General features: G+C 59.7%; 19 protein-coding genes and 2 pseudogenes. 18 read left to right on the top strand and 3 right to left on the bottom strand.

Annotated elements, in window-relative coordinates:
* The 10 genes and pseudogenes from M0D69_RS16005 to M0D69_RS15960 all read left to right on the top strand — a co-directional run.
* The coding region (locus tag M0D69_RS16005) for a LysR substrate-binding domain-containing protein (RefSeq protein ID WP_301782929.1) at nt 1-266 on the top strand (266 nt) is incomplete at its 5' end.
* 265 nt (nt 267-531) lie between these two features.
* A pseudogene (locus M0D69_RS16000) lies at nt 532-747 on the top strand (3-hydroxyacyl-CoA dehydrogenase); the annotation flags it as partial.
* A gap of 28 nt (nt 748-775) precedes the next feature.
* Complete coding sequence (locus M0D69_RS15995; RefSeq protein ID WP_301782928.1) at nt 776-1,957, top strand: acetyl-CoA C-acyltransferase; 1,182 nt, start codon at nt 776-778, stop codon at nt 1,955-1,957.
* A gap of 13 nt (nt 1,958-1,970) precedes the next feature.
* Nucleotides 1,971-3,179, top strand: a complete 1,209-nt coding sequence (locus M0D69_RS15990; RefSeq protein ID WP_301782927.1) for an acyl-CoA dehydrogenase family protein — start codon at nt 1,971-1,973, stop codon at nt 3,177-3,179.
* 12 nt (nt 3,180-3,191) lie between these two features.
* The gene (locus M0D69_RS15985) at nt 3,192-4,322 is read left to right on the top strand and encodes an acyl-CoA dehydrogenase family protein (protein ID WP_301782926.1); all 1,131 of its coding nucleotides are present in this window, start codon (nt 3,192-3,194) and stop codon (nt 4,320-4,322) included.
* Between the two features lie 143 nt (nt 4,323-4,465).
* Nucleotides 4,466-5,674, top strand: coding sequence for a CaiB/BaiF CoA-transferase family protein (locus M0D69_RS15980; protein ID WP_301782925.1), 1,209 nt, complete (start codon nt 4,466-4,468; stop codon nt 5,672-5,674).
* Between the two features lie 6 nt (nt 5,675-5,680).
* Nucleotides 5,681-5,809 carry a hypothetical protein gene (locus M0D69_RS15975; protein WP_301782924.1) on the top strand — a complete coding sequence of 43 codons (129 nt, stop codon included), beginning with the start codon at nt 5,681-5,683 and terminating at the stop codon, nt 5,807-5,809.
* 518 nt (nt 5,810-6,327) lie between these two features.
* Nucleotides 6,328-6,834: a 2,4'-dihydroxyacetophenone dioxygenase family protein gene (locus tag M0D69_RS15970; RefSeq protein ID WP_301782923.1), complete on the top strand. Its 507-nt coding sequence runs from the start codon at nt 6,328-6,330 to the stop codon at nt 6,832-6,834.
* A 50-nt stretch (nt 6,835-6,884) separates the two neighbouring features.
* Nucleotides 6,885-7,766, top strand: coding sequence for an alpha/beta fold hydrolase (locus tag M0D69_RS15965; protein WP_301782922.1), 882 nt, complete (start codon nt 6,885-6,887; stop codon nt 7,764-7,766).
* A 62-nt stretch (nt 7,767-7,828) separates the two neighbouring features.
* Nucleotides 7,829-8,755, top strand: coding sequence for a 3-hydroxyacyl-CoA dehydrogenase (locus M0D69_RS15960; protein WP_301782921.1), 927 nt, complete (start codon nt 7,829-7,831; stop codon nt 8,753-8,755).
* Nucleotides 8,756-8,774: 19 nt separating this feature from the next.
* Here M0D69_RS15960 and M0D69_RS15955 read toward each other — a convergent pair whose 3' ends face one another.
* Both M0D69_RS15955 and M0D69_RS15950 read right to left on the bottom strand, forming a co-directional pair.
* Nucleotides 8,775-9,800, bottom strand: a complete 1,026-nt coding sequence (locus tag M0D69_RS15955; protein WP_301782920.1) for an AraC family transcriptional regulator — start codon at nt 9,798-9,800, stop codon at nt 8,775-8,777.
* Between the two features lie 351 nt (nt 9,801-10,151).
* Nucleotides 10,152-10,373: a hypothetical protein gene (locus M0D69_RS15950; protein ID WP_301782919.1), complete on the bottom strand. Its 222-nt coding sequence runs from the start codon at nt 10,371-10,373 to the stop codon at nt 10,152-10,154.
* 344 nt (nt 10,374-10,717) lie between these two features.
* Between M0D69_RS15950 and M0D69_RS15945 the strand changes: the two genes are divergently transcribed.
* The 4 genes from M0D69_RS15945 (at nt 10,718) to M0D69_RS15930 (ending at nt 15,018) form a co-directional block, all read left to right on the top strand.
* A complete protein-coding gene (locus M0D69_RS15945; RefSeq protein WP_301782918.1) occupies nt 10,718-11,821 on the top strand; it encodes a porin in 1,104 nt (367 codons plus the stop codon).
* A gap of 320 nt (nt 11,822-12,141) precedes the next feature.
* The gene (locus M0D69_RS15940) at nt 12,142-13,503 is read left to right on the top strand and encodes an MFS transporter (RefSeq protein WP_301782917.1); all 1,362 of its coding nucleotides are present in this window, start codon (nt 12,142-12,144) and stop codon (nt 13,501-13,503) included.
* A gap of 560 nt (nt 13,504-14,063) precedes the next feature.
* The gene (locus M0D69_RS15935; protein ID WP_301782916.1) at nt 14,064-14,240 is read left to right on the top strand and encodes a hypothetical protein; all 177 of its coding nucleotides are present in this window, start codon (nt 14,064-14,066) and stop codon (nt 14,238-14,240) included.
* Between the two features lie 61 nt (nt 14,241-14,301).
* Complete coding sequence (locus M0D69_RS15930; protein WP_301782915.1) at nt 14,302-15,018, top strand: hypothetical protein; 717 nt, start codon at nt 14,302-14,304, stop codon at nt 15,016-15,018.
* A 67-nt stretch (nt 15,019-15,085) separates the two neighbouring features.
* On the opposite strand, the gene M0D69_RS15925 is transcribed toward M0D69_RS15930, so the two are convergent.
* Entirely contained in the window at nt 15,086-15,436 is a 351-nt protein-coding gene (locus M0D69_RS15925) for a hypothetical protein (RefSeq protein WP_301782914.1), read from the bottom strand.
* 189 nt (nt 15,437-15,625) lie between these two features.
* On the opposite strand from M0D69_RS15925, the gene M0D69_RS15920 reads away from it, so the two are divergent.
* The 4 genes and pseudogenes from M0D69_RS15920 to M0D69_RS43775 all read left to right on the top strand — a co-directional run bounded on the left by M0D69_RS15920 (nt 15,626) and on the right by M0D69_RS43775 (nt 20,600).
* Complete coding sequence (locus tag M0D69_RS15920) at nt 15,626-16,231, top strand: hypothetical protein (RefSeq protein ID WP_301782913.1); 606 nt, start codon at nt 15,626-15,628, stop codon at nt 16,229-16,231.
* A complete protein-coding gene (locus tag M0D69_RS15915) occupies nt 16,228-16,797 on the top strand; it encodes a hypothetical protein (RefSeq protein ID WP_301782912.1) in 570 nt (189 codons plus the stop codon). The genes M0D69_RS15920 and M0D69_RS15915 overlap by 4 nt, the downstream gene beginning before the upstream one ends.
* 1,728 nt (nt 16,798-18,525) lie before the next feature.
* The gene (locus M0D69_RS15910; RefSeq protein ID WP_301782911.1) at nt 18,526-19,560 is read left to right on the top strand and encodes an HAF repeat-containing protein; all 1,035 of its coding nucleotides are present in this window, start codon (nt 18,526-18,528) and stop codon (nt 19,558-19,560) included.
* Nucleotides 19,561-20,133: 573 nt separating this feature from the next.
* Nucleotides 20,134-20,600, top strand: a pseudogene (locus M0D69_RS43775) (DUF5990 family protein).
* The last annotated feature ends 717 nt before the right edge of the window (nt 20,601-21,317 follow it).

The following is a 21,317-nucleotide window of genomic DNA, read 5'->3' as shown; positions in this document are numbered from 1 at the left end:
TGCAACCCGCGTTGCAGTCGTCGGACTACCCGTTCCTGGCTGAGGCCGTGTGTCAGGGCATGGGTATTGGGCTATTGCCGGCCTACGTGCCGCATGCGCCGATGAACCGCGGACTGCTGCCGGTCCTGCCGCAATACCGTGTCGCCGGTCAGCAGAACACGCTGTATATCGTCACCCTGCCCAATCGCTATCCATCGCCATCGACGCAGGCCCTGATCGACTACCTGCGCGACGAAATCCTTTCGCTCGCACAGACATGGGCCTGAAGTAGTGCGTTCGGGCGGTCCGCCGCCGCGCTCGAATCCGTCATCTGACCCGCAGCACGCCATCGGGCCGCAACTCCCCATATCGAAGCATTTCAACCGGCAAGGCTTTGTCGCGCGCTGCATGTCAATTTTTAGTTAACAGTTCGTCAATTCGCAATGGAATTGTCAATATAGCCAGATCATCTCAAGATCCGTCCATAGCAAAAGCCAATACACGGAGACAGGGATAGTGAATCCCCAATTGTCTAACGACGTCGTCACGTTCGCACTGCGCCCGCTCGACGTGGACGTGACGTTCCCCTACGGCTACGGGTTTCCGCGCTATCGCGGCGGCCCGATGAAGTACGCCGACAGCGTCGGCCTCGCGACGGTGCTGGCCGACATCCGCGAATTCGCGCAGGACGACCCGCTGTTCTGGCAACCGTCGCCGCTCATCGTCGAGCGCGGCGCCGACTTTGCCAGCCTCAATCATTCCGCTTAACCAATTTATCCGCTTGAGGACTCCGACCATGCGCGAAGCCGTCATTGTCTCTACCGCACGCACGCCAATGACGAAGGCGCATCGCGGCGAATTCAACATCGCCCCTGGCCCGACGCTCGCGTCTTTCGCCGTGCGCGCCGCCGTGGAACGCGCGGGTATCGACCCGGAACTGATCGAGGATGCGATCCTCGGCTGTGGCTACCCAGAAGGTATCACCGGCCGCAACGTGGCGCGCCAGACCGTGATCCGCGCGGGGTTGCCGCTGTCGATCGCAGGCGCTTCTGTGAACCGCTTCTGTGCATCCGGCCTGCAGGCAATCGCGATGGCTGCTGGCCGCATCGTCGTCGACGGTGCGCCGGCGATGATCGCCGGCGGCGTCGAAAGCATCTCTGGCATCCGTACGCGCGAAGACGGTGCGACCGGGCTCGACCCATGGATCGTCGAACACAAGCCGGCGCTCTATATGGCGATGATCGACACCGCCGACATCGTGGCCCAGCGCTACGGAATCAGCCGCGAAGCGCAGGATCGCTTTTCGGCCGAAAGCCAGCGCAAAACTGAAGAGGCACAACTTGCTCGGCGCTTTGCCGACGAGATCGTCTCGGTGACGACCATGATGGCCGTCACCGACACGGAAACCGGCGCAATCAGCCGGCGCGAGGCCACGGTCGCCGCCGACACCTGCAATCGCCGCGGCACGACCTACGAGGCGCTCGCGAAGCTCGCCCACGTCAAGGGGCCCGAAAAGTACGTCACGGCGGGCAACTCGTCGCAGCTTTCCGACGGCGCATCCGCCTGCGTGATGATGGAAGCAAAAACCGCCGAGCGGGCGAACCTCGCTCCGCTCGGTGCGTACCGCGGCTTGGCGGTCGCGGGCTGCGAACCGGATGAAATGGGCGTCGGTCCGTTGTTCGCCGTGCCGAAGCTGCTCGCGCGCCACGGCCTCACGATGGACGACATCGGCCTGTGGGAACTCAACGAAGCGTTCGCATCGCAGGCGATCTACTGCCAGCAGCGCCTCGGCATTCCCCAGGAACGCCTGAATGTGAACGGCGGCGCGATTTCCATTGGCCATCCGTTCGGCATGACCGGCTCGCGCCTCGCGGGACACGTCCTCATGGAGGGCCGTCGACGTGGCGTGAAGTACGCGGTCGTCACGATGTGCATCGCCGGCGGCATGGGTGCCGCCGGGCTCTTCGAAATCTACTGAGAGAAGCCCAATCATGGATCTGAATTTCACGCCCGAAGAGGAGGGTTTTCGCGAGAGCGTCGTGCGCTTCCTGCAGGCGAAGCTGCCGCAGCGGCTCTCCGACAAGGTCCGCAACGGCAAGCGGCTCACGCGCGCCGACATGGCCGAATGGCACGCGATTCTCAACGCGCAAGGCTGGCTCGCCAATCATTGGCCGAAGGAGTACGGCGGCCCGGGCTGGAACGCCGTGCAGAAATTCATCTTCGAGAACGAATGTGCGCTCGCGGGCGCACCGCGCATCGTGCCGTTTGGCGTGAACATGCTCGGGCCGGTGCTCATCAAGTACGGCAGCGAGGCGCAGAAGGGCTACTGGCTGCCGCGCATTCTCGATGGTTCGGACTGGTGGTGCCAGGGCTATTCGGAACCGGGCGCCGGCTCCGACCTCGCAGCGGTCAAGGCCAACGCCGTGCGCGGCACCGATGCGAACGGCGCGCACTACATCGTCAACGGCCAGAAGACATGGACCACGCTCGGCCAGCACGCAAACATGATCTTCTGTCTGGTGCGCACGGCAACCGATGTGCGCAAGCAGGAAGGTATCAGCTTCCTGCTCGTGGACATGAACACGCCGGGCGTCGAAGTGCGCCCGATCATCACGCTCGACGGTGAACACGAGATCAACGAAGTGTTCTTCACAGACGTGCGCGTGCCGGCGGAAAACCTCGTCGGCGAAGAGAATAAGGGCTGGACCTACGCGAAGTACCTGCTGACCTACGAGCGCACCAATATCGCGGGGGTCGGCTTCTCGGTCGCAGCACTGGAGCGTCTGCGCAAGGTCGCGGCGAAGGTTCTGCGCAACGGCCGGCCGCTTGCCGACGATCCGCTCTTCGCGACGCGTCTCGCACGCGTCGAGATCGACCTGGAAAACATGAAGACCACCAACCTGCGCGTGATCGCGGCGGTGGCGGGCGGCGGTGTGCCGGGCGCGGAAAGCTCGATGTTGAAGATTCGCGGCACCGAGATTCGTCAGGAGATCTCGTCGCTGTTGCGTCGTGCGATGGGGCCGTATGCGCAGCCGTTCATCGAGGACGCGCTTCACGACGGCTACGACGAGTCGCCCGTCGGCCCCGAAGAAGCCGCGAGCGCGGCCTCTCTCTACTTCAACAACCGCAAGCTGTCGATCTTCGGCGGCTCCAACGAAATCCAGAAGAACATCATCTCGAAGATGATCCTGGGACTGTAAGGGGCGCTCTCCATGAATTTCCAGCATACCGAAGACCGCCGCATGTTGGCGGATACGTTGAACCGGTTTATCAGCGAACAATACTGCTTCGAGACGCGCGACAAGCTCGCGCGCAGCGACATGGGGTTTAGCTGCGAACTGTGGGGCCAATTCGCGGAACTGGGCATTATCGGCGCGTTGTTCAGCGAGGCCGAGGGCGGCTTCGGCGGCGACGGTTTCGATATCGCCGTCGTGTTCGAGAGCCTCGGACGCGGCCTTGTGGTCGAACCGTTCCTCGGCGCACTGATCGTCGGGCAGGCTGTCGCCCACGCAGGCAACGATGCCCAAAAAGCGCTCATTGCGAATCTGATGGACGGCAGTGTTGTCGCGGCACTTGCACATGAGGAGCCCGGCTCGCATTACGAGCTATCCAACGTGACTACGCGTGCCGTGCGCCGCGCGAACGGCTGGGTACTGACTGGTGCCAAGGCTGTCGTGCAACAGGCCGAGGAGGCCGGCGTCCTGCTCGTCTCGGCGCGCACTAGCGGCGCCGACGGCGCCGAAACCGGCATCTCGCTCTTTCTCATCCCGTGCGATTCAGCGGGCCTCGCGGTACGAGGTTATCGCAAGATCGATGGCGGACGGGCCGCCGAAGTCGTGCTCGACGACGTGTGTGTCGGCGATGACGCATTGCTCGGCCCGCAAGACGCCGGATTCGCGACACTCGAACACAGCATCGGGTTCGGCGCGCTGGCGCTGTGCGCGGAGGCACTCGGCGCGATGGATGTCGCGAAGGACTTCACGCTCGAATATTTGCGCACGCGCAAGCAGTTCGGTGTCGCGATCGGCAGCTTCCAGGCACTGCAACACCGCATGGCTGACCTGCTGCTGGAAATCGAGCAGGCGCGCTCGGCGGTCATCAACGCCGCCGCCGCGCTCGGCACGGGCCGCGTCGCGCGTGAGCGCGCGCTGTCGGCAGCGAAGTACAGCATCGGCCGCATCGGAGCGCTCGTCGCCGAGGAGTGTATTCAGTTGCACGGCGGTATCGGCATGACGTGGGAACTGCCGCTCGCGCATTACGCCAAGCGCCTCGTCATGATCGACCATCAACTGGGCGATGAAGACCATCATCTCGAGCGCTATATCGCGCTCGGCCGGAGTTAAGACCATGAACGAAGCGGCCGAAGGGATTCGCGTCGTCTTCGACAAGCATCCCGTCGACTTCTTCGCCTTGCGTCCAAGGGCAGCTCAACAGTCGCACTAGCAGTGACCTCCTCGCCACGACCCCCTATCAATCTGGATTTGCCATGTCTAACCTGACCTCCTCCCTGCCGCTCGCCGGCATCCGCGTTCTCGATCTCTCCCGGGTACTTGCCGGGCCGTGGTGCGGCATGGTGCTGGGCGACCTCGGCGCCGAAGTCATCAAGATCGAGCACCCGAAGCGCGGCGACGACACCCGCGATTGGGGCTTACGCGTCGGTTCGACCGAGACGGCCTATTTCAACAGCGTCAATCGCAACAAGCGCTCCGTGACGCTCGACCTGCAAACCGCCGAGGGCCAGCAGATTGCGCGGGATCTTGCGAAGGGGTGCGACGTCGTGATCCAGAACTTCAAGTTCGGCGGCGCGGAAAAGCTGGGCCTCGGATACGAGCAACTGAAACAGGAAAACGAGAACCTGATCTACTGCTCGATTTCCGGCTACGACCGCACGGGACCGGAAGCTACGCGTCCCGGCTACGATTTGTTGATTCAAGGGGAAGCGGGGCTGATGGCGCTCAACGGTGAAGTCGATCGGCCGCCTTTAAAGTTCGGCGTTGCCGCCGTCGACATCTTCACCGGAATGTACTCCGCGCAGGCGGTACTCGCCGCGCTCTTCGAAAGTCAGAAAACTGGCAAGGGAAGCCACATCGAGATGGCGCTGTTCGATTGCGGGTTGATGATCACCTCGTACTACGGGCTGGAAGCGCTGATCATGGGCGAGGATCCGCCACGCTACGGAAACGCGCATCCTTCGATCGTGCCTTACGGTGTATTCGAAGCGGCCGATGGACCGCTCGTCATCACCGTCGGTAACAACAGTCAGTTCACGCGCTTCTGTCGCGATGTGATCGAACGCCCGGATCTTGCGGAAGACGAGCGGTTCCAGACAAATATCGGCCGTGCGGCGAACCGCGAGGCTCTCGTTCCCGAACTCAACCGCGAGATCGCCCGGAGAGAGCGCCGGGTCTTGCTGGAGCGCCTGACTCAGGCCGGCATTCCATGTGGCGAAGTGCTCGGTCTTCACGAGGCGCTCACCTCCAGGCGCGCGACGGACGCCGGGCTCGTGACGACGCAGCCGCACCCGGAGGCCGGCAGCACGCATGTCCTCGCTCCGCCCTACCGTTTCGACGGTGCGCGCTTGCCGGTACGAAGCGCCCCGCCGCAACTCGGGGAAGGCACGAAGGACGTTCTTCAGTCGATGCTCGGGATGTCGGACGACCGGCTCTCACGGTTGAAGGCTGACGGCGTCGTTTGACGCACATTGCGCCTCACTGCGAACTCACCACTCGCCGCGGCACTCGCGATGGGCGCCTCCGGCGTGATGGTCGGCACGCGCTTCGCCCTGGCCAAGGAGATCTGGCCCACGCCGACTACAAACGCCGACTGGTAGAGGCCGGACCGACCGATACCGAACTGTGCATGCAGTCCGTGCGCAACACCGCCATCACTCCCATCTGCGACCTCACGGTCTTCGCCCTGATTCAATGCCCGTAACTGATGGCGCCCGCGGAGCGGTTCCGCTCAGAGGATTTTTAGCGAAGCGGACGCGGATTTCGTGCCGCGCCTGCGATCATCTCGGCCCCCGCTTCCACGTCGCTAAAAATCCTCCGCATTACAACCATAGCGTTTGGCGCGATATTGAAGAGGATGGCAATCGAGCGAGGCGCTCACACATGCCGCCAGCTTCAAATTGACAGATAGCGCCACTTCGCAGGGGCGCTTACCGATTGCCTTTTACAGGACTGCACTTTCCTTCCCGTCCAACGAGAAACACTTGGCGCGTGAAGTACAAATTTGGGCGGCACAGGTCAAGCTCCGGCGGGTGACTTGCGATTGAATGGGAACTGGAGATTGCGCACGGTTCGCGCTGCGCACGCCCAGCCCCCAACACAATCGGAGACGTATTCCATGAACGCAGAAGCGACGCAAGCCCTCAACGATGTTTCCGCGATCGACACGGTCCATATCGCTGGAAACGCCACGCCGTGGATTCCCTTCGCGCCGATCAACGACAAGATTCTGCTCAAGTACTTCAAAATCAACCCCGTCACGGGCGAAGTGGTCTTGCTCATGAAGGCGGCCAAAGGCGAAGGCGCGCATATTCATCGCCATACCGGCACGGTGATGGTCTACACACTCAGCGGTCGCTGGAAATACGACCAGCACGATTGGATCGCGCAAGCCGGTGATTTCGTTTTTGAGCCCTCGGAGTCGTCACACTCGTTCACGAATCTCTCCGAAGACGATAATGGTATGGCGCTCGTGGTGTCGACCGGAGAACTCCACTTCCTCGACGAAAACGGCAATGTCACGTTCGTCGAAACGTGGCGGACGGCGTTGAACCGCTATCAGGAGTACTGCAAAGCCCATCAGGTGCCTGAGATCGACCTGATCGGCCGCCGGGACGGCCGCTAAGCGACGGCGACGGATATGACCCACGCACCTGCCTCACGGAGGTCACGTCGATGACCCACCTTGCACCCTCCGCACCGCTCCCGTCCCTGGAGGAGCTGACATTGGCCTGTGGGCCACATACCCACACAGCCCTGGCCGCGGGGCCGCGGAGCGGGGAGTGCGTTCTCCTGCTGCATGGGTGGCCGGAATTCGCCGACTGTTGGCGCGAGATTCTGGTCGCGCTCGGCGCGGCAGGCTACCGGGCAGTCGCTGTGGATCAGCGCGGCTACGCTGAGAACGCCCAGCCGAGGGACATTGCGTCCTACTCAGCCGGGCATCTCCAGTCGGACATCCTGGCATTCGCCAATCAACTGGGCGCAGGATGCTTTCATTTGATTGCTCACGACTGGGGCGGGTTGGTTGCGTGGGGGCTCGCCTCGACGCATGCACACCGCGTGAGTTCGCTGTGCGTGCTTGCGACGCCACATCCGTTAGCGCTGCAAGCGGCGCTCCGTCATGAAGACCAATACCAGCGCCTGGATTATGTTCGCGCCTTTCGTCAACCAGGCGGTGTCGCAGAGCAACGCCTGCTGGCGGACGGCGCTGCGGCGCTGCGGGCCGCATACGCGGGACGCGTTCCAGCTTCGCTCGTGGACGAAAACGTGCGGCGTCTCAGCGAACCGGGTGCGCTTTCCGCGACGTTGAACTGGTATCGCGCGCTCCCCGACGACCTGTCTTATCCCGCGGGCCGCATTGCCGTTCCGACGCTCTACATCTGGGGATCCGAAGACCGCGCCTTGGGCCGCGAAGCCGCACTGCTCACGGGCGGCTGTGTCGACGGGCCCTACCGTTTCGAAATACTCGAGGGGGTAAGTCACTGGCTCCCGGAAGAAGCGCCGGACCGGATCATCCCATTGCTGCTCGCCCATCTCGCCGCCTCGCCGTTGGCGTGAATCCTCGTACCGGCAAAAGATCCGGCCCATCCGATATACGTTACGCACCGTACCCGTCACTCATGCCTACTCATTCCCCAAACTACAATCAGCCGATCGCACGCGTCATGGTGGCCGGCACCGGCGTGCTGGGCGCGCAGATCGCCTTTCAGTGCGCGTTTTCCGGTATCGACGTCGTAGCCTACGACGTCGATACCGCCTGCCTCGATCGCGCGAACGCCCGTTTTGATGCGCTAGGGCGCGTCTACGCTGCGGACCTCGGCGCTTCTCGCGAGCAGATCGAAGCCACGCTGGCACGCCTCGAGGGCAATACCGACCTCAGTTCGGCCGTTGCCGGCACGGACCTCGTCATCGAAGCCATCCCCGAGGATCTGGCAATCAAGCAGTCTTTCTACCGTTCACTGTCGGCTGTAGCGCCGGTCGGCACCATCTTTGCGAGCAACTCGTCGACGCTGATGCCAAGCCAGTTCGCCATGTTCACCGACCGGCCCGAGCGCGTGCTGAGCCTGCATTTCGCGCATGAAGTGTGGAAGAACAACATCGCCGAAATCATGGGACATCCGGGCACCGACCCCGCCGTATTCGCGCACATGGTGCAGTTCGCACACCGTATTGGCATGGTGCCTCTACCGCTGCGCAAGGAGCAGCCCGGCTACCTGCTGAATACCATGCTCATTCCGATGTTGATCGCCGCACTGAGTCTGCTGGTCAACGAGGTCGCCGACGTCCAGACGATCGACAAGGCGTGGATGATTGCGAAGGCGGATCGAATTGGTCCATTCGGCATTCTCGACGGAATCGGCATGACGACTGTTTATAACGTTACGCGCGCTCTCGCGGAACGTACGGGCGATTCGACGCATCGGCGCATTGCGGAATACGTGAAAACACATTTCATCGACACCGGGTATATCGGCGAGGCAGTGGGACGCGGCTTCTATCGATATCCTGATCCGGAATTCCTGAATCCAACGTTCGTCACCGCGTGAAACCCAGGGCGGGCTATTGCTACTCAGCAGAACGTCCGGGGTCAGCCGCGTGACGCGCTGCTCGAAACTGCCGGGGCGTCACGCCCCGCAGTCGCTTGAACGCACGGCTAAACGCGCTTTGCTGCGAATAACCGAGCAGTTCAGAGATCTCGGCGAGACGCAGGTTTGATTGCTGCACATACTTCAGGGCGAGATCTTCGCGAACTTGTTCCCGCAGCTCATCGAATGTCGTGCGGGCCTCTGAGAGGCGACGTTGCAAGGACCGCGGGGACGTTGCGAGCGCTCGCGCTATGGCGTTGAGCGAACTGTCCGTGAACGGCAAAAGCGCTCGAATCATCGTTTGCGTACGTACCGCCCATAGCGCCTCCACCTGGGCTCTTTCTCGCCGCAAATGTGCCTCGAGCACACGATGCGCATTACGGCGAAGTTGCGTCACCGGACGAGTCACCGTACCGCGATCGAGGCCAATCGCATTTCTGTCCTGATCGAACTTCAGGGACGGCCCGAACATGCGCCTGTGCATGGTGCAGTCCGCAGGCGCCGAATGACGGAATTGCACCACGGCCGGCTGCCAGGCTGTACCACAAATTGTGCGCAGATACTGCATGCCGTTGGCGAGACCCAGTTCAACTGCCTGAACTTCTCCTGGACCGGAAGCGTTTTCCAGGTCGTAAGTCAAAACCATCCCCTGTTCATCCCGCACAGCCCGTATAGAAGACATCGATGTGTGTAGTACGTAGAACTCAGCAAGCGTATCCATTGCCTCCCCGAGGGTACTCGCGCCATGCATCATGACAAGGATCGGCCCCAGGACCGCCAGGCCCTGATATTCGGCCAGCCTGAGTCCAAAGTTCCGGCATTGCGTAACTTCAGCAGCTAACGAAAGAAATCGGAGCACTTGCACACCCCGGATCGGCACGTCGGCGGAACGGAGCGCATGCTCCGGTAGATCGGCTCGGGTCGCAACCAACTCGGGTTCAACGCCGAGTGCCTCGAGCAGAGCAGCAGCTCCGGTCAACACAACACTGGGTAGGTAGCCTTGCATTCTATATACGGATCGTCACTTGAGATGGTTCGCTGCGGGAGGTAATGCACATGTGGACACCGAAGCGTGTCGCAGCAGCAAGCACAAACTTCACTAGCGCGAAGATCTCGCTATTCTGACCAAACGCGCCGCGCTTGGGAATTTACCCGATGGTATCGCGTTGGCGAACGGAAGAGTACCCACGTTCGGCGCGTTTTCTCTTTCGCGACGATTTTTTCCTTGTAGCGATAGCGGGCTTGAAGAACAAATGGGCACTGTGGCGCCGTTCGAAATACCGAGAACGCCGCGTTGTTTCACGCTTGATGGGCAACTTTCACAAATGGAATGGTCCCCTCCGTCCGCGCAAGCGGATCACACCTGCACAGTTGCCAATCGACGAATGTCGGTCGGCCTCAGGCTGGCTTGTGGCACGCCGCGACGCACAGCGTTGCGCGGGCCGTCGCCGTTGATCCGGCTGGTGGGCATGCCGTCCGTCGAGATGTGGCGCGTAAAGTACAAATTCCGGCGGCGCGGATCAAATTCCCACAGGTGAATTGTGCGTAAATAGAACCGGAGATTGTGCAACAGCGACACTGTCGAATCGGCACCGACCTACGCAAGATGATCGCCGCGTAGCGTGGTCGGGGCGGGTTGGCGGCACAAGCAGAAGCGCGGAATTTTCTGCTGGGTGCCGGACTATTTGTCAGGTGGCGGCCTGCCCAGTTCCGAGCTGATCTGCCAAACCAGGGTGAAGGGATCGGTGAGTGCCTGCAGTATGATTAGGTATCCAAATTGTATGAAAGCATGTACGACGCGCCGTTCTGTGTCGCGTCTACTCGCAATATTCCACTGGACGCGACGACACCAAACCACACCACCGTTCACCCCGGTATGACGACATTCATTCACAAAACTATCAACTAAAGGAGACATCCGTCATGGAGAAAACTATTCCCGCCATTCGAGCCATCCGAAACGCCGTCGGCGGCGCCTGCACACTCGCCGTCACATTCGCCGGCGCACCCACCGCTCACGCGGACAGTCTTGTCACCCTCTACGGCATCACCGATGCCTCGATCCTCTATACCAGCAAGACGTTCAACCTCACCACCGGCGCCAGCGAAGGACACCAGTTTTCCGTCCAATCTGCCGGCGTAAACGCGTCCCGTTTCGGCCTGCGCGGAACCGAGGATCTCGGCGGTGGACTCGCCACCATCTTCGACCTCGAAAGCGGCATCGACATCTCCAATGGGGGATTCGCGAACTCCAACGGCGAGTTCTTTGGTCGCCAGGCGTGGGTCGGCATCACCGGAGGCTTCGGTACCCTCACTGCTGGTCTTCAGTATTCGCCATTCCTTTTGTCCGTCGACGCGAACGACCCCCGCGACTTCAAACAATTTGGTAGCGGGCTCGTCACTTACGTCGACAACGTGATCGTCACCGGCCTTTTCAACCCCAACTCCGTCATGTATACGTCGCCCGAGATCGCCGGCATCCAGGGCCGTGCGATGTACGCATTCGGTGGATCTCCGGGAAACTTCAAAGCCGGACAACAGTATTCAGCCGGGCTCGTATTTCACTACAGCGGCTTGCTTCTCACCGCCGCGATGTATAACGGCAATTCCGGTGGCTCCGCGGCCGCCATCCCGAACCCCAGCACCATTGCCTTTTCCGGGCGGAACATCGGCGCCACCTACTACTTTGACCGCCTGACGGTCGATGCCGCCTACACCCTCTATAAGGTCGCTGGCTCCTTCGACAACCGAGTGATCTCCGGCGGCCTTGCCTACAAGCTCACACCCGCCCTCTCCCTCAACGGAGGCGCCTGGTACACCCGCGACGGCAACGACTCGAACAACCATTCGATCCTCGGCTCACTCGGCGTCGACTATTCGCTGTCCAAACGCACCACGCTCTATAGCCAGGTCGCCTACGTCAACAATCATGGGCGCACGAACACCGGCCTCGCGATTAACGGCGCGCTCTTCGGCGTATCTGGCTCCCAGTTCGCCGCCGACCTCGGCATTCGCCACTCGTTCTGAACGTTCCCAGACGATTACGGCCCGGGCATGCCGGCCCGCAACGCGACCAGGGGGACTATTGCAACGATGTGAAGGCGTTGTTCGCCAAGCGACTACACGGCCAGTGTGTTTAACCGCAAGCTTGCGCAGATGCCATTCGATCTGGCCGACCCGATGTGGATCGTCGTGAAGCAAGCCAGCGTGACGGCCGCCCCGCCGGCCAAGCGCCCACACTGAAACAGCGGCACGGCACACGCTTTCCAATTCTAGCGACAGCACCTCTGCGGTAGCGTCCCAGGGGCCGCGACGACACCAGGCTTAAGCCCGAAAGGAGACAAATCATGAAATCCAGCGCGATTACTAGCGTTCCGCCATCGCAATCCTCACTGGCCAAGGCGACCGATGCAGTGTTTCTAAAGATCAGTTGGCGGATCCTGCCGATACTGATGGTCTCATACATGATCGCTTACCTTGATCGCGTCAACATTGGCTACGCGCAGTTACAGATGAAACAGACGCTGCCGTGGAACAACGCGGTCTACGGCCTCGGGGCCGGTATCTTCTTTCTCGGCTACTTTCTTTTCGAAGTTCCAAGCAACCTGCTACTAGCGAGAATCGGTGCGCGCAAGACGTTGCTGCGAATCATGGTGTGCTGGGGTATCGTCGCCGCGGCGACAATGTTCGTCGCAACGCCGACAGAGTTCTATGTCGCCCGCTTCCTGCTTGGCGTCTTCGAGGCAGGCTTCTTCCCCGGCATCATTCTGTACTTCACATGGTGGTATCCGGCGGTGCGTCGCGGCCAGGTGATCGCAATCTTCATGTCGGCGACAACTATTGTCGGCGTCATCGCGGGGCCGCTGAACGGGGCGATCCTGAAGTACCTGCATGGTGTCAATGGCGCGCACGGCTGGCAGTGGCTGTTTCTGCTTCAGGGACTTCCCGCGCTAGTACTCGGTATCCTTATCTTCCTGTTTCTGGAGGACAAGCCGGCGGACGCGAAATGGCTTTCGCCTGCCGAGAGAGACCTCGTGTATTGCAATCTCGAACACGACAAAAATGATGCTCAGAGCGAGATCCACGCGAAGTTGAGGGAGATCCTGCGCAACCCCAAGGTCTGGCTGCTGTCGCTGGTGTGTTTTCTGCTGCTCGGGGCGACCTATACGATAGTGTTCTGGGCTCCGACCTTGATCCAGAGTTGGGGGGTCAAGGACGTGCTGGTGGTCGGTACCCTGACGGTGGTCCCGAACGGATGCGGCGTGATTGGCATGATCCTGATTGGGCGCAGTTCTGACCGGCTGCGTGAGCGCCGCTGGCATTTCGCGGCCTGTGTTGCCCTCGCGGCACTCGGCCTGTGGAGCACCACGCTGCTTCAGGGCAACTTGGCGGGCGGGCTGATGGCGCTGTCATTCGCCGTGATCGGCATCGCTGCTGCGACCCCAGTTTTCTTCACGCTGGTAAGCGAGTGTCTGCCGGCAGATGCTGCCGCCGCAGGCATCGCACTGGTTAGCAGCCTCGGCAACCTTGGCCCAGCGGTGAGTCCGTCGATCAACGGGCTGATCACACAGCACACCGGTAGCATGGTCTACAGCATGTACGTGGTGGTCGGGCAGTACCTGCTGGCCGGGATCATCCTGCTAGTCTCGGTGCGTTCAGCAAAGGGCGGGCGCCATGAAAGCGTTGCTCGAGCGGACCATCCGCGTTGACAGCGTACGAACAGCTTTGCAGCGTCGCGATGCCCCGCCTCCGGCGGCGTCTTCAACGCGCGACGTAACTAGGGCGTTGGCCGTTCCCGGCCAGTTCAACGAGCAGCGCCGCTGGTCGGCATGCGTCGCCATTTGGACCTTCGGCGAAGCGCCTGGTCGACTGCAGTATATTGAAGATGCTGATGACGTCGGTGTGGCGCATCGGTCCTCCACGCCACGGAGGAAAGCCGTAGCCGGTCAGATAGACGATGTCGATGTCCGACGCTTTGCTCGCGCCCCCTCTCCAATATTTTCGCGCCTTCGTTGACGAGCGCAAATACCAGACGCTCCGCGCTTTCATCTTGAGGAATCTGCCTGCAGGGTATACCGAGTTGTCGTGAACGGGCGATCACCATATCGTTGAACAGCGCTGAAACATAGGCTCAGCCAATTCGAACGGGCCCTCCCCGCCTATTGCGACAACGATGTGGTTCACCGCTCCAACGGCGGCCATCGATCGAATGTTGTACCTCTATCGATTTTCATCGTCCGAAAATAAGGCCGATGAATTCGCGAACCATATGCGCTACTCGCTTATGGACTCCAATACACCATCGAGACATCTAGAGGCGCTCGTGCTCGCCGCTGCGAAAGGCCAGCACGTCCTGAGAAGCAAGCAGTTCTGGAAACTCCTGAAGGAGTTTGTGGAGCGTAAGTCGATTGAGCGCGAGAAGATCACTGAAGCGCTCGCTAAGTAAGGCCTCGATATTTTCGAATAGACCCAGAGCGGCAGGTCGAGGATTTCCTATCCAAAACGAGATGAACAAACAACAAAAGCTCGGCTACAAGGGGCAGCAACGGTTCGGCGAGTTGTGCGCAGAGGTGGGGCTGACGTTTAACTCATCGCAAGTTGATCTCGCTGGGTGGGACTTCATCATCAATTTTCCCGACGACGAATCCGAACGCGTCGATCGTCGCCGAACGCCGCTGTCGTGTTTTGTCCAGGTAAAGACCATCGAGCACACAACGAGATCGGCAGTGCTCAAGCTCAACATGGCTCAGAGACTTGCGCTGGATGCCTTACCGTCGTTCATTTGCGTGTTAAAGGTCGACCTGAAGACGAACGATTTCACAGATGTGTTCTTGCTCCATGTGTCGGAAGACCGGATGTCCTCGATCTTGAAGCGAGTTCGAACTGCTCAAGCTGACAAAGACAGCCTTCCCCTGAACAAGATAAAGATCGGGTTCACGCCCAAAAAAGTTGAAAGGATTGCGCTCACGGGCGAAGCGCTACGCGACGCGATTGTCCGGTATGTCGGCTCCGATATGCACGCTTATGTGGAGGCGAAGCGACAACAACGTGAAAAGTTGGGGTACGAGGAAAGGCCCTGGGCGCTGTCCGTCGAGTTTCGGGACCTTTCCGACACTGACATGCTTGATGTGTTCCTTGGGCGAAAACCAGACGTTGCTGTGACAGGAGTCGAACTCGTGGAGACGCGTTTCTCGATTTCGATACGTCCGAACCGAATTCGTTAGATTCGCCAGATTTGAGACGCGAATTAGTTAAACTGGCCGGACGTAGGATCGACCTAGGTAAACGCGATCACGACCATGCCCCTCGCGGCTGCAAAAAATCGATATCAACGTCACCTGCATGTGGATTGATGTGGGTGACGAAAATGCGCATGAATGCAAAGCCGTTCGAATGCGAGAAAAATCTGAACACTGAATATTCTTCTTCGTGACCATCTCTCACCGGAACGAGTAAGGCATTTACGCCCTCTTGTTTCATCTTGCGCCCGCAGGTAATGAGAGCGCCACCGAGGTCCACGTGGATTCGCGCGACAGGCGAAGAGAACTCTGTGTTTTCGATTGCCCTAACGCTGATGCGAATGCGACTGCCGTGGTGGGCGTTCACGTCCGGCAGATCGATATATGGCAGGGTATCGAGCACTTAGCTGCCCAGCGCTTTTAAAAAAAAATCGCCGGCCGCGAAACCTAAAGAATCGCAATTGTCGGCCGTAAAACAAGAGGCGCTTTTTCGTCGGTCGATGCATCTGATGCAGTCCGATCCGTCGAGCGGCGGCTACCGGGGCTAGCTTCTCTTCCAGATAATCCGAAAAAGTAGAAACGAGAGATATTTATGTTCAATACGAAACGTGCAATCGCGCTCGCTGGTGTAATCGGTCTTGTCCTATCGCTCTCCGCCTGCATGACGCCACATTCCTATGTGGACCAGTCGCTCGGCGAGCCGCACTACGCGGATCTGAAAAAGTCCGCAAGCCCACAGCCAATCCAGTTGCTGGTCGAATTCCAAAGCAAGGGCGTAGCAAATGCACGGGCTACTGAGGCCGTTAAACCACGCGTGTACGAGCAGGTATCGCAATCCGGCCTGTTTAGTCAGGTGTCGTACGACCCTGTATCGTCTGGCCGCAAGTTGTCCATTTCAATCAACAACATCGCGTTGACAGACAACGTGGCAGCCAAGGGATTCGGCGTCGGACTGACGTTCGGCCTCGTGGGCACGATGGTCACCGATGGGTATATCTGCACCGTCAACTACGTCGAACCTGGACATGATGCAGTGACCAAGGTGGTCAAGCACGCTATCTACACGACGATCGGCAACGCATCTGGCCCCGCGGGACTTCAATCGATGCCTATTCAACAAGCCTCCGACACAATGATCCGACAGATCGTGGCTAAAAGTCTCGAAGAAATCGATCAGTCGTCGGACCTGGCCCAGTGATACGCTACCTCGGAGCCCGTCGCCGCTTTGCCAGATCGCTTGCCGGATCGGTGATCCTAGCTGGCGCGCTGACCATAAGCGGGTGCGTCACCCAGCAAGTGCTGTTCTACCAAGCCAGCGTGGCCAATCAGATGACGCTAGCGCGCCTTCCTCCTGCGGCACGCTACCGGGTGACGACGGGAGCCGATCCCGCCAACGTTCAGACATCGGTGCGAGCTATTCGATTCTCTGCGCCCGGAGATGGTTCGTGGTCCTCATACCTGAACGAAGCGATACGTACCGAGCTGTCGACGTCGGGGAATTACGACGCTAGCGCAACTGCAACGTTGGAAGCAACGCTGCTTGAAGTCCAGGTGACAGACGGTAAGGCGGAACTGGTGGCACACTTTGTCGTCAGACGGGACCAGACCGTCCGGTATGACAAACTGCTGCGTGTGAACACCCATTGGGATTCGGAGTTTCTTGGTGTACTCGCCGCGTCGAACGGACTTAACCACACCACGGCCATCTTCCAGGATCTACTTCGCAAGCTCTTCGGAGATCCGGATTTCGTCAAAGCCACGTAGTCCGGAGCTTCGTCTGGATCGCCAGGTTGGGCGGCAACTGGATATTTGATCGCTAGTGCATGCACTGCGATTCGTCAATTCCCAGGGTGTTGACGTTCGACTCATACGGGGATTGGTCCGAAAACATCGGATAGCTCCCCGTATGCGGTCGAATCGCGACAGTCCCTGCATCGGCCATACCAGCCATTCATGGCGTCGCGCTAATGGCCGTTCCGCAATGACCGCTTCCGAGTGAATCGAATAGGCGCTATCGACCCTCAACAGCCGTTCGTTATCTCCCCTGCCGAACGGGCAGTTCCGGGGCTCTGGCGGACAAACGCGATCACCACTGTGCGCGTGAGTCGAAGCGACTTCGGGAGCACTTGAGCTGCGCCGCTGAGGATCATCCATGACGCGGTTCACCTGTGGTTATGGTGAGACGACAGAAGAGGAGTCAGGCAAAGCCAACGCACAGAAAGAGCAATGCTCTCGGCAACAACGGTTCGGTCTTCGATCCTTACCATACGGACTCAGAACACAAACGATGTATATGGACGAAGCGGCGAATCGTGCGGCGACATAATTCGAGCACGTCTTGCTGCTAGAGAAGAAGCGATCCGCCACATTGACGACCACCGTGCATCCCGGCCTTGTACTCCAGCTGCCGCACGAACTCGAAGAAACTCATGCCGGCAACCTGATCGGGTGTTTTTGTCTCCGTCGGCGCCGTGCGGGATTCGCTACATAGCGCCACGTGCTGCTGTCCTTCGCGCATTCGGCGTAAGAGGTCCGGCGAGTCCAGCGCTCAAACCCGAGCTATCGTTTAACCCACTATCGAGCAAAGTTAAGTCATCGCAATTTTGCATTGTCATTAATCTGCCTCACTATTTAATAAGTTGAAAAAAGCACTCCATAGACTAGACTGATCAATAGCTTCTATCTGTACACATTTTCTAGTTTCCAACACGGGAAGCGGATAATGGGCGATCTCGGCATTGACCACGGTGATCCACGGTGGATCGGCTCTAATGTCCGGGCTGTGCCGACCAGCAGTCCGAACTAGCCATGTCCGCTTTCTGATGCAAGCCAACGCAATGTATCCCGATACAGATGTGAAAACGGCATATATACCGGATTTTATTATTTACAGAAAAACTCGACTTTCTATCGACCTCCGCCTAGATCGAGACGCGAGGTGTACCCGGTTGTGCCGCGCATAAATCGAAGTCCTGCCGACGTACATGTCGATGTTGGTGCATATGCCCCTGACTGTCCGGTAGTGAGTTGTCGGAAGTTCAGCTAGCTTTAGCAGGCATCTGACACCTGCCTGCCCTTGGTCTCTCTTTGCTTGTGAGAGCCCGCTTTGGTTGAAACGGCAATAGGCCATGCTGCTGGATGGTTAAGATCGCTTTGCGTGGTCATCCAGCAATGCATGCCGTAATGTTCCCTGTCCACGATTCTCAGGGAGTCCGAAATGGCACTGTAAATCCGCAGAATGCACTTGGAACTAAACAAACGCTTGCCGCCCCTCGGCTTCACCGACACCCAATAGTCTTTCAGCTAAAAGGAGCCGTCAACATGATTGCACGCCCACTCCTGGCTTCTCGCCGTTGCTTGCCCAAGGTCGTAGGTGGGACCGTGAGGATTGCCTCCCTCTTATTGGCCGCGTCTTTGTCAAAATGTATTCGACGCGCTTACGGCCAGGCGGCCGATCGCGAACCGGGTTATGTCCCAGGAAAGGGGATCACTATGCAATCCGCACTCAAGCTAATCAGCAGTGTGCACTATGTCCGCCGCGCCCTGATTGCTTTCACCCTGCTCGCGGTCGCCGCATTCCAGCCTGCCGCAGGGCAAAGTTTCATCATCAGGGATCTCGGCGCGCTCCCCGGTAGCTTTAACTACAGCAACGCTCTCGGGATCAACGAGCGCGGCCAGGTGGTCGGTTACTCACTCACTGCGAGCGGGAACACGCACGCTACCCTGTTTGAAAACGGGGTGGTGACCGACCTGGGCACGCTCCCCGGTGGCAACTACAGCGGAGCTCCCGCGGTCAACAATCGCGGCCAGGTGGTTGGTTACTCGACCACCGCACGCGGAAACACGCACGCCTTTCTGTACGAACACGGGGTGATGACCGACCTGGGCACGCTTTCCGGTGGCAACTTCAGCGTAGCTGCCGGGATTAACGAGCGCGGCCAGGTGGTCGGTTACTCGTCCAACCTACGCGGGTACGTGCACGCTTCTCTGTTTGAAAACGGGGTGGTGACCGACCTGGGCACGCTCCCCGGTGGCGACGAGAGCGAAGCTTTTGGGATCAACAATCGCGGCCAGGTCGTTGGTTACTCGACCACCGCAAGCGGGTACGCGCACTCCTTTCTGTTTGAAAACGGGGTGATGACCGACCTGGGCACGCTTTCCGGTGGCGCCTTCAGCCATGCTCAGGCGATCAACAATCGCGGCCAGGTGGTCGGCGTGTCGTCTACCGCAAGCGGGTACGTGCACGCCTTTCTGTTTGAAAACGGGGTGATGACTGACCTGGGCACGCTCCCCGGTCGCAACTACAGTAACGCTTTTGGGATCAACAATCGCGGCCAGGTGGTCGGCGAGTCGGATACCGGAACCAACCCGTACACCCCGCACGCCTTTCTGTTTGAAAACGGGGTGATGACCGACCTGGGCACGCTCCCCGGTGACAACTTCAGCGAAGCTGTCGGGATCACCGAGAGCGGCCAGATCGCGGGTAACTCCACGTTGCACGCTATCCTTTGGACACGAGGAAGATGACTGCCGATCTCTAGTGGTTCACAAAAATTGTTGAAACTGCGGGACCAATATAGCGCGTGGTCTCGCAGCGTTTTTCGCCCTGACGTACCGTGTACGGTGCGGTCACTGGCCGCCACGTACTTTCCGCGCCCGGGCGGCTTGCTTTGGCCGACGACGCGGCAACTGCCGTGGAATTGCGACGGTCCGTTTTCCGGCCGAAGTCACCGTTCGCATGTCCAAGCGGAAGTTCGTGCCAGCGACCGTAGTTGGCCGCACCCGGTCCGACGTAGAACGGCCGACATGGTCGGCCGTTGTTGGTCCGTGCCGGGCAGCAGTCGACCCGTTACCGCTGTTCACGATATCGCAGCGAATGCCCGATCTGGATCCGGGAGCGGACATGTCACCGTGTCTTCGTGCCGAAGCAATGTTGTCCTTGAACCCGTCACCGAATGCGAATCCGTGCTATCGCGACATTCCTGTCGTTCCGGCCGAGACAAGCATCTACACGGCACAGGTTCGTACGTGCTTGCCGAGCGCCCGTAAGCGGTCTGCCGTCGATCGGCACTACGCGACCCTGAGCGGCCTTTCGATCGGATGGGCGTGCTAAGCTCGCAGGCGGGCGTCACGACCTCGAGGGACACGATGGCAGCAGATCAACAAATCACACTGCGGCTCACGATTGGAGAGCCTGTGCCTGGGGTGGCGTATTCACTGCAAAACAAGAAGGGTGAGCCGGTGGGCATGGTCGTCGCCGGAGGCCAGCCGCTCTCGTTCGATGTGCGAGTGGATGTTGCGCCTGGCCCTCAGTTTCTGGGCGAGTTAGTGCGCCGCGAGGGCCCACGCGGCGCTTTGTTTACATTGCCATAGGTGAACAAGCCGGCGATTCCTCGTCGCCGTGGAATCGGCGAGCCAAGATTGATATCCACCATCTCCCGGCCGACCTGCTGGAGAAAGCGCTCGCTGGCAGCGTCGTGGAGGCTCTCCTCCCAGGTAGGGCCAAGGACGGTGGCCCCGCATGTGCGACCGTGCGCCCGCTGGGGTCTTGGAAAGTGGCCGAATAGCCCGCGGGACACAAACGGTAGGAGAGAGGACGTACGATAGCGGCCCGACCAACATCTTCGATGGCAAACAGGCATAAGGCATTCCACTCGTGGGGTGTCGCGCAAAGGCATATAAGACTATTGTCAAGTGAGTTCATGTTGACGGAATAGCGGAGAAGTTCGCTCTGTCCATACCTGGCGCTGAGCAGACTGCACTGTGGACATGTGATGCCGGCTCGGCGTAAGCGGGCGAAGCAGATCTCGATGATCCGCCCTCGAACTGAGCACACGCCGTGCCGCTTTATCTCGCGACAGAGTACCGGGTTGACTGGCCCGCAAGTTCAACCACCTAACGGCGACACGACGTCTGTATGCCGCTGCTCCCGAATCTAATGGCCAACCGGGTCCCGCGAATACCTGACGCGCTTGTAGAGTCGCACTCCGCGCCCGATCAGTATCTGCCTGTTTGCTACGGTCCAGCGCGGATACCAACCAGCACGTCATAAACGCGAGCGGTTTGTGCAGATATTGTGAAAGTATCGGCACGGGTCTTGGTGATACAAGCGCATTCAGCAATTTTCAGTTTTCGGCCGTTGAGAAAATCTCAGAGTCAGGTAAAACGGCGCGCCGATTTCAAGGACAAACTTGTCCTTCAGATGTAGCGTCATAGGACGACTGTTCCATTCCGGCGGATTGATCTAGCGCCTGGTAGACCCGCTCGCTGCCTCTCGTTCTACG

Origin of the sequence: Caballeronia sp. SEWSISQ10-4 2 (genome assembly GCF_030464885.1) — a bacterium.
Lineage (GTDB): Bacteria > Pseudomonadota > Gammaproteobacteria > Burkholderiales > Burkholderiaceae > Caballeronia.
Note: the sequence above shows the minus strand (reverse complement) of the source record. Positions and strands in the feature narration are given on the sequence as shown.

Bases quoted from the DNA above. Each gene is read 5' to 3' on its own strand.
- M0D69_RS15995 (WP_301782928.1), top strand. From the start codon at position 776: ATGCGCGAAGCCGTCATTGTCTCTACCGCACGCACGCCAATGACGAAG.
- M0D69_RS15990 (WP_301782927.1), top strand. From the start codon at position 1,971: ATGGATCTGAATTTCACGCCCGAAGAGGAGGGTTTTCGCGAGAGCGTC.
- M0D69_RS15985 (WP_301782926.1), top strand. From the start codon at position 3,192: ATGAATTTCCAGCATACCGAAGACCGCCGCATGTTGGCGGATACGTTG.
- M0D69_RS15980 (WP_301782925.1), top strand. From the start codon at position 4,466: ATGTCTAACCTGACCTCCTCCCTGCCGCTCGCCGGCATCCGCGTTCTC.
- M0D69_RS15970 (WP_301782923.1), top strand. From the start codon at position 6,328: ATGAACGCAGAAGCGACGCAAGCCCTCAACGATGTTTCCGCGATCGAC.
- M0D69_RS15965 (WP_301782922.1), top strand. From the start codon at position 6,885: ATGACCCACCTTGCACCCTCCGCACCGCTCCCGTCCCTGGAGGAGCTG.
- M0D69_RS15960 (WP_301782921.1), top strand. From the start codon at position 7,829: ATGCCTACTCATTCCCCAAACTACAATCAGCCGATCGCACGCGTCATG.
- M0D69_RS15955 (WP_301782920.1), bottom strand. From the start codon at position 9,800: ATGCAAGGCTACCTACCCAGTGTTGTGTTGACCGGAGCTGCTGCTCTG.
- M0D69_RS15945 (WP_301782918.1), top strand. From the start codon at position 10,718: ATGGAGAAAACTATTCCCGCCATTCGAGCCATCCGAAACGCCGTCGGC.
- M0D69_RS15940 (WP_301782917.1), top strand. From the start codon at position 12,142: ATGAAATCCAGCGCGATTACTAGCGTTCCGCCATCGCAATCCTCACTG.
- M0D69_RS15935 (WP_301782916.1), top strand. From the start codon at position 14,064: ATGCGCTACTCGCTTATGGACTCCAATACACCATCGAGACATCTAGAG.
- M0D69_RS15930 (WP_301782915.1), top strand. From the start codon at position 14,302: ATGAACAAACAACAAAAGCTCGGCTACAAGGGGCAGCAACGGTTCGGC.
- M0D69_RS15920 (WP_301782913.1), top strand. From the start codon at position 15,626: ATGTTCAATACGAAACGTGCAATCGCGCTCGCTGGTGTAATCGGTCTT.
- M0D69_RS15910 (WP_301782911.1), top strand. From the start codon at position 18,526: ATGCAATCCGCACTCAAGCTAATCAGCAGTGTGCACTATGTCCGCCGC.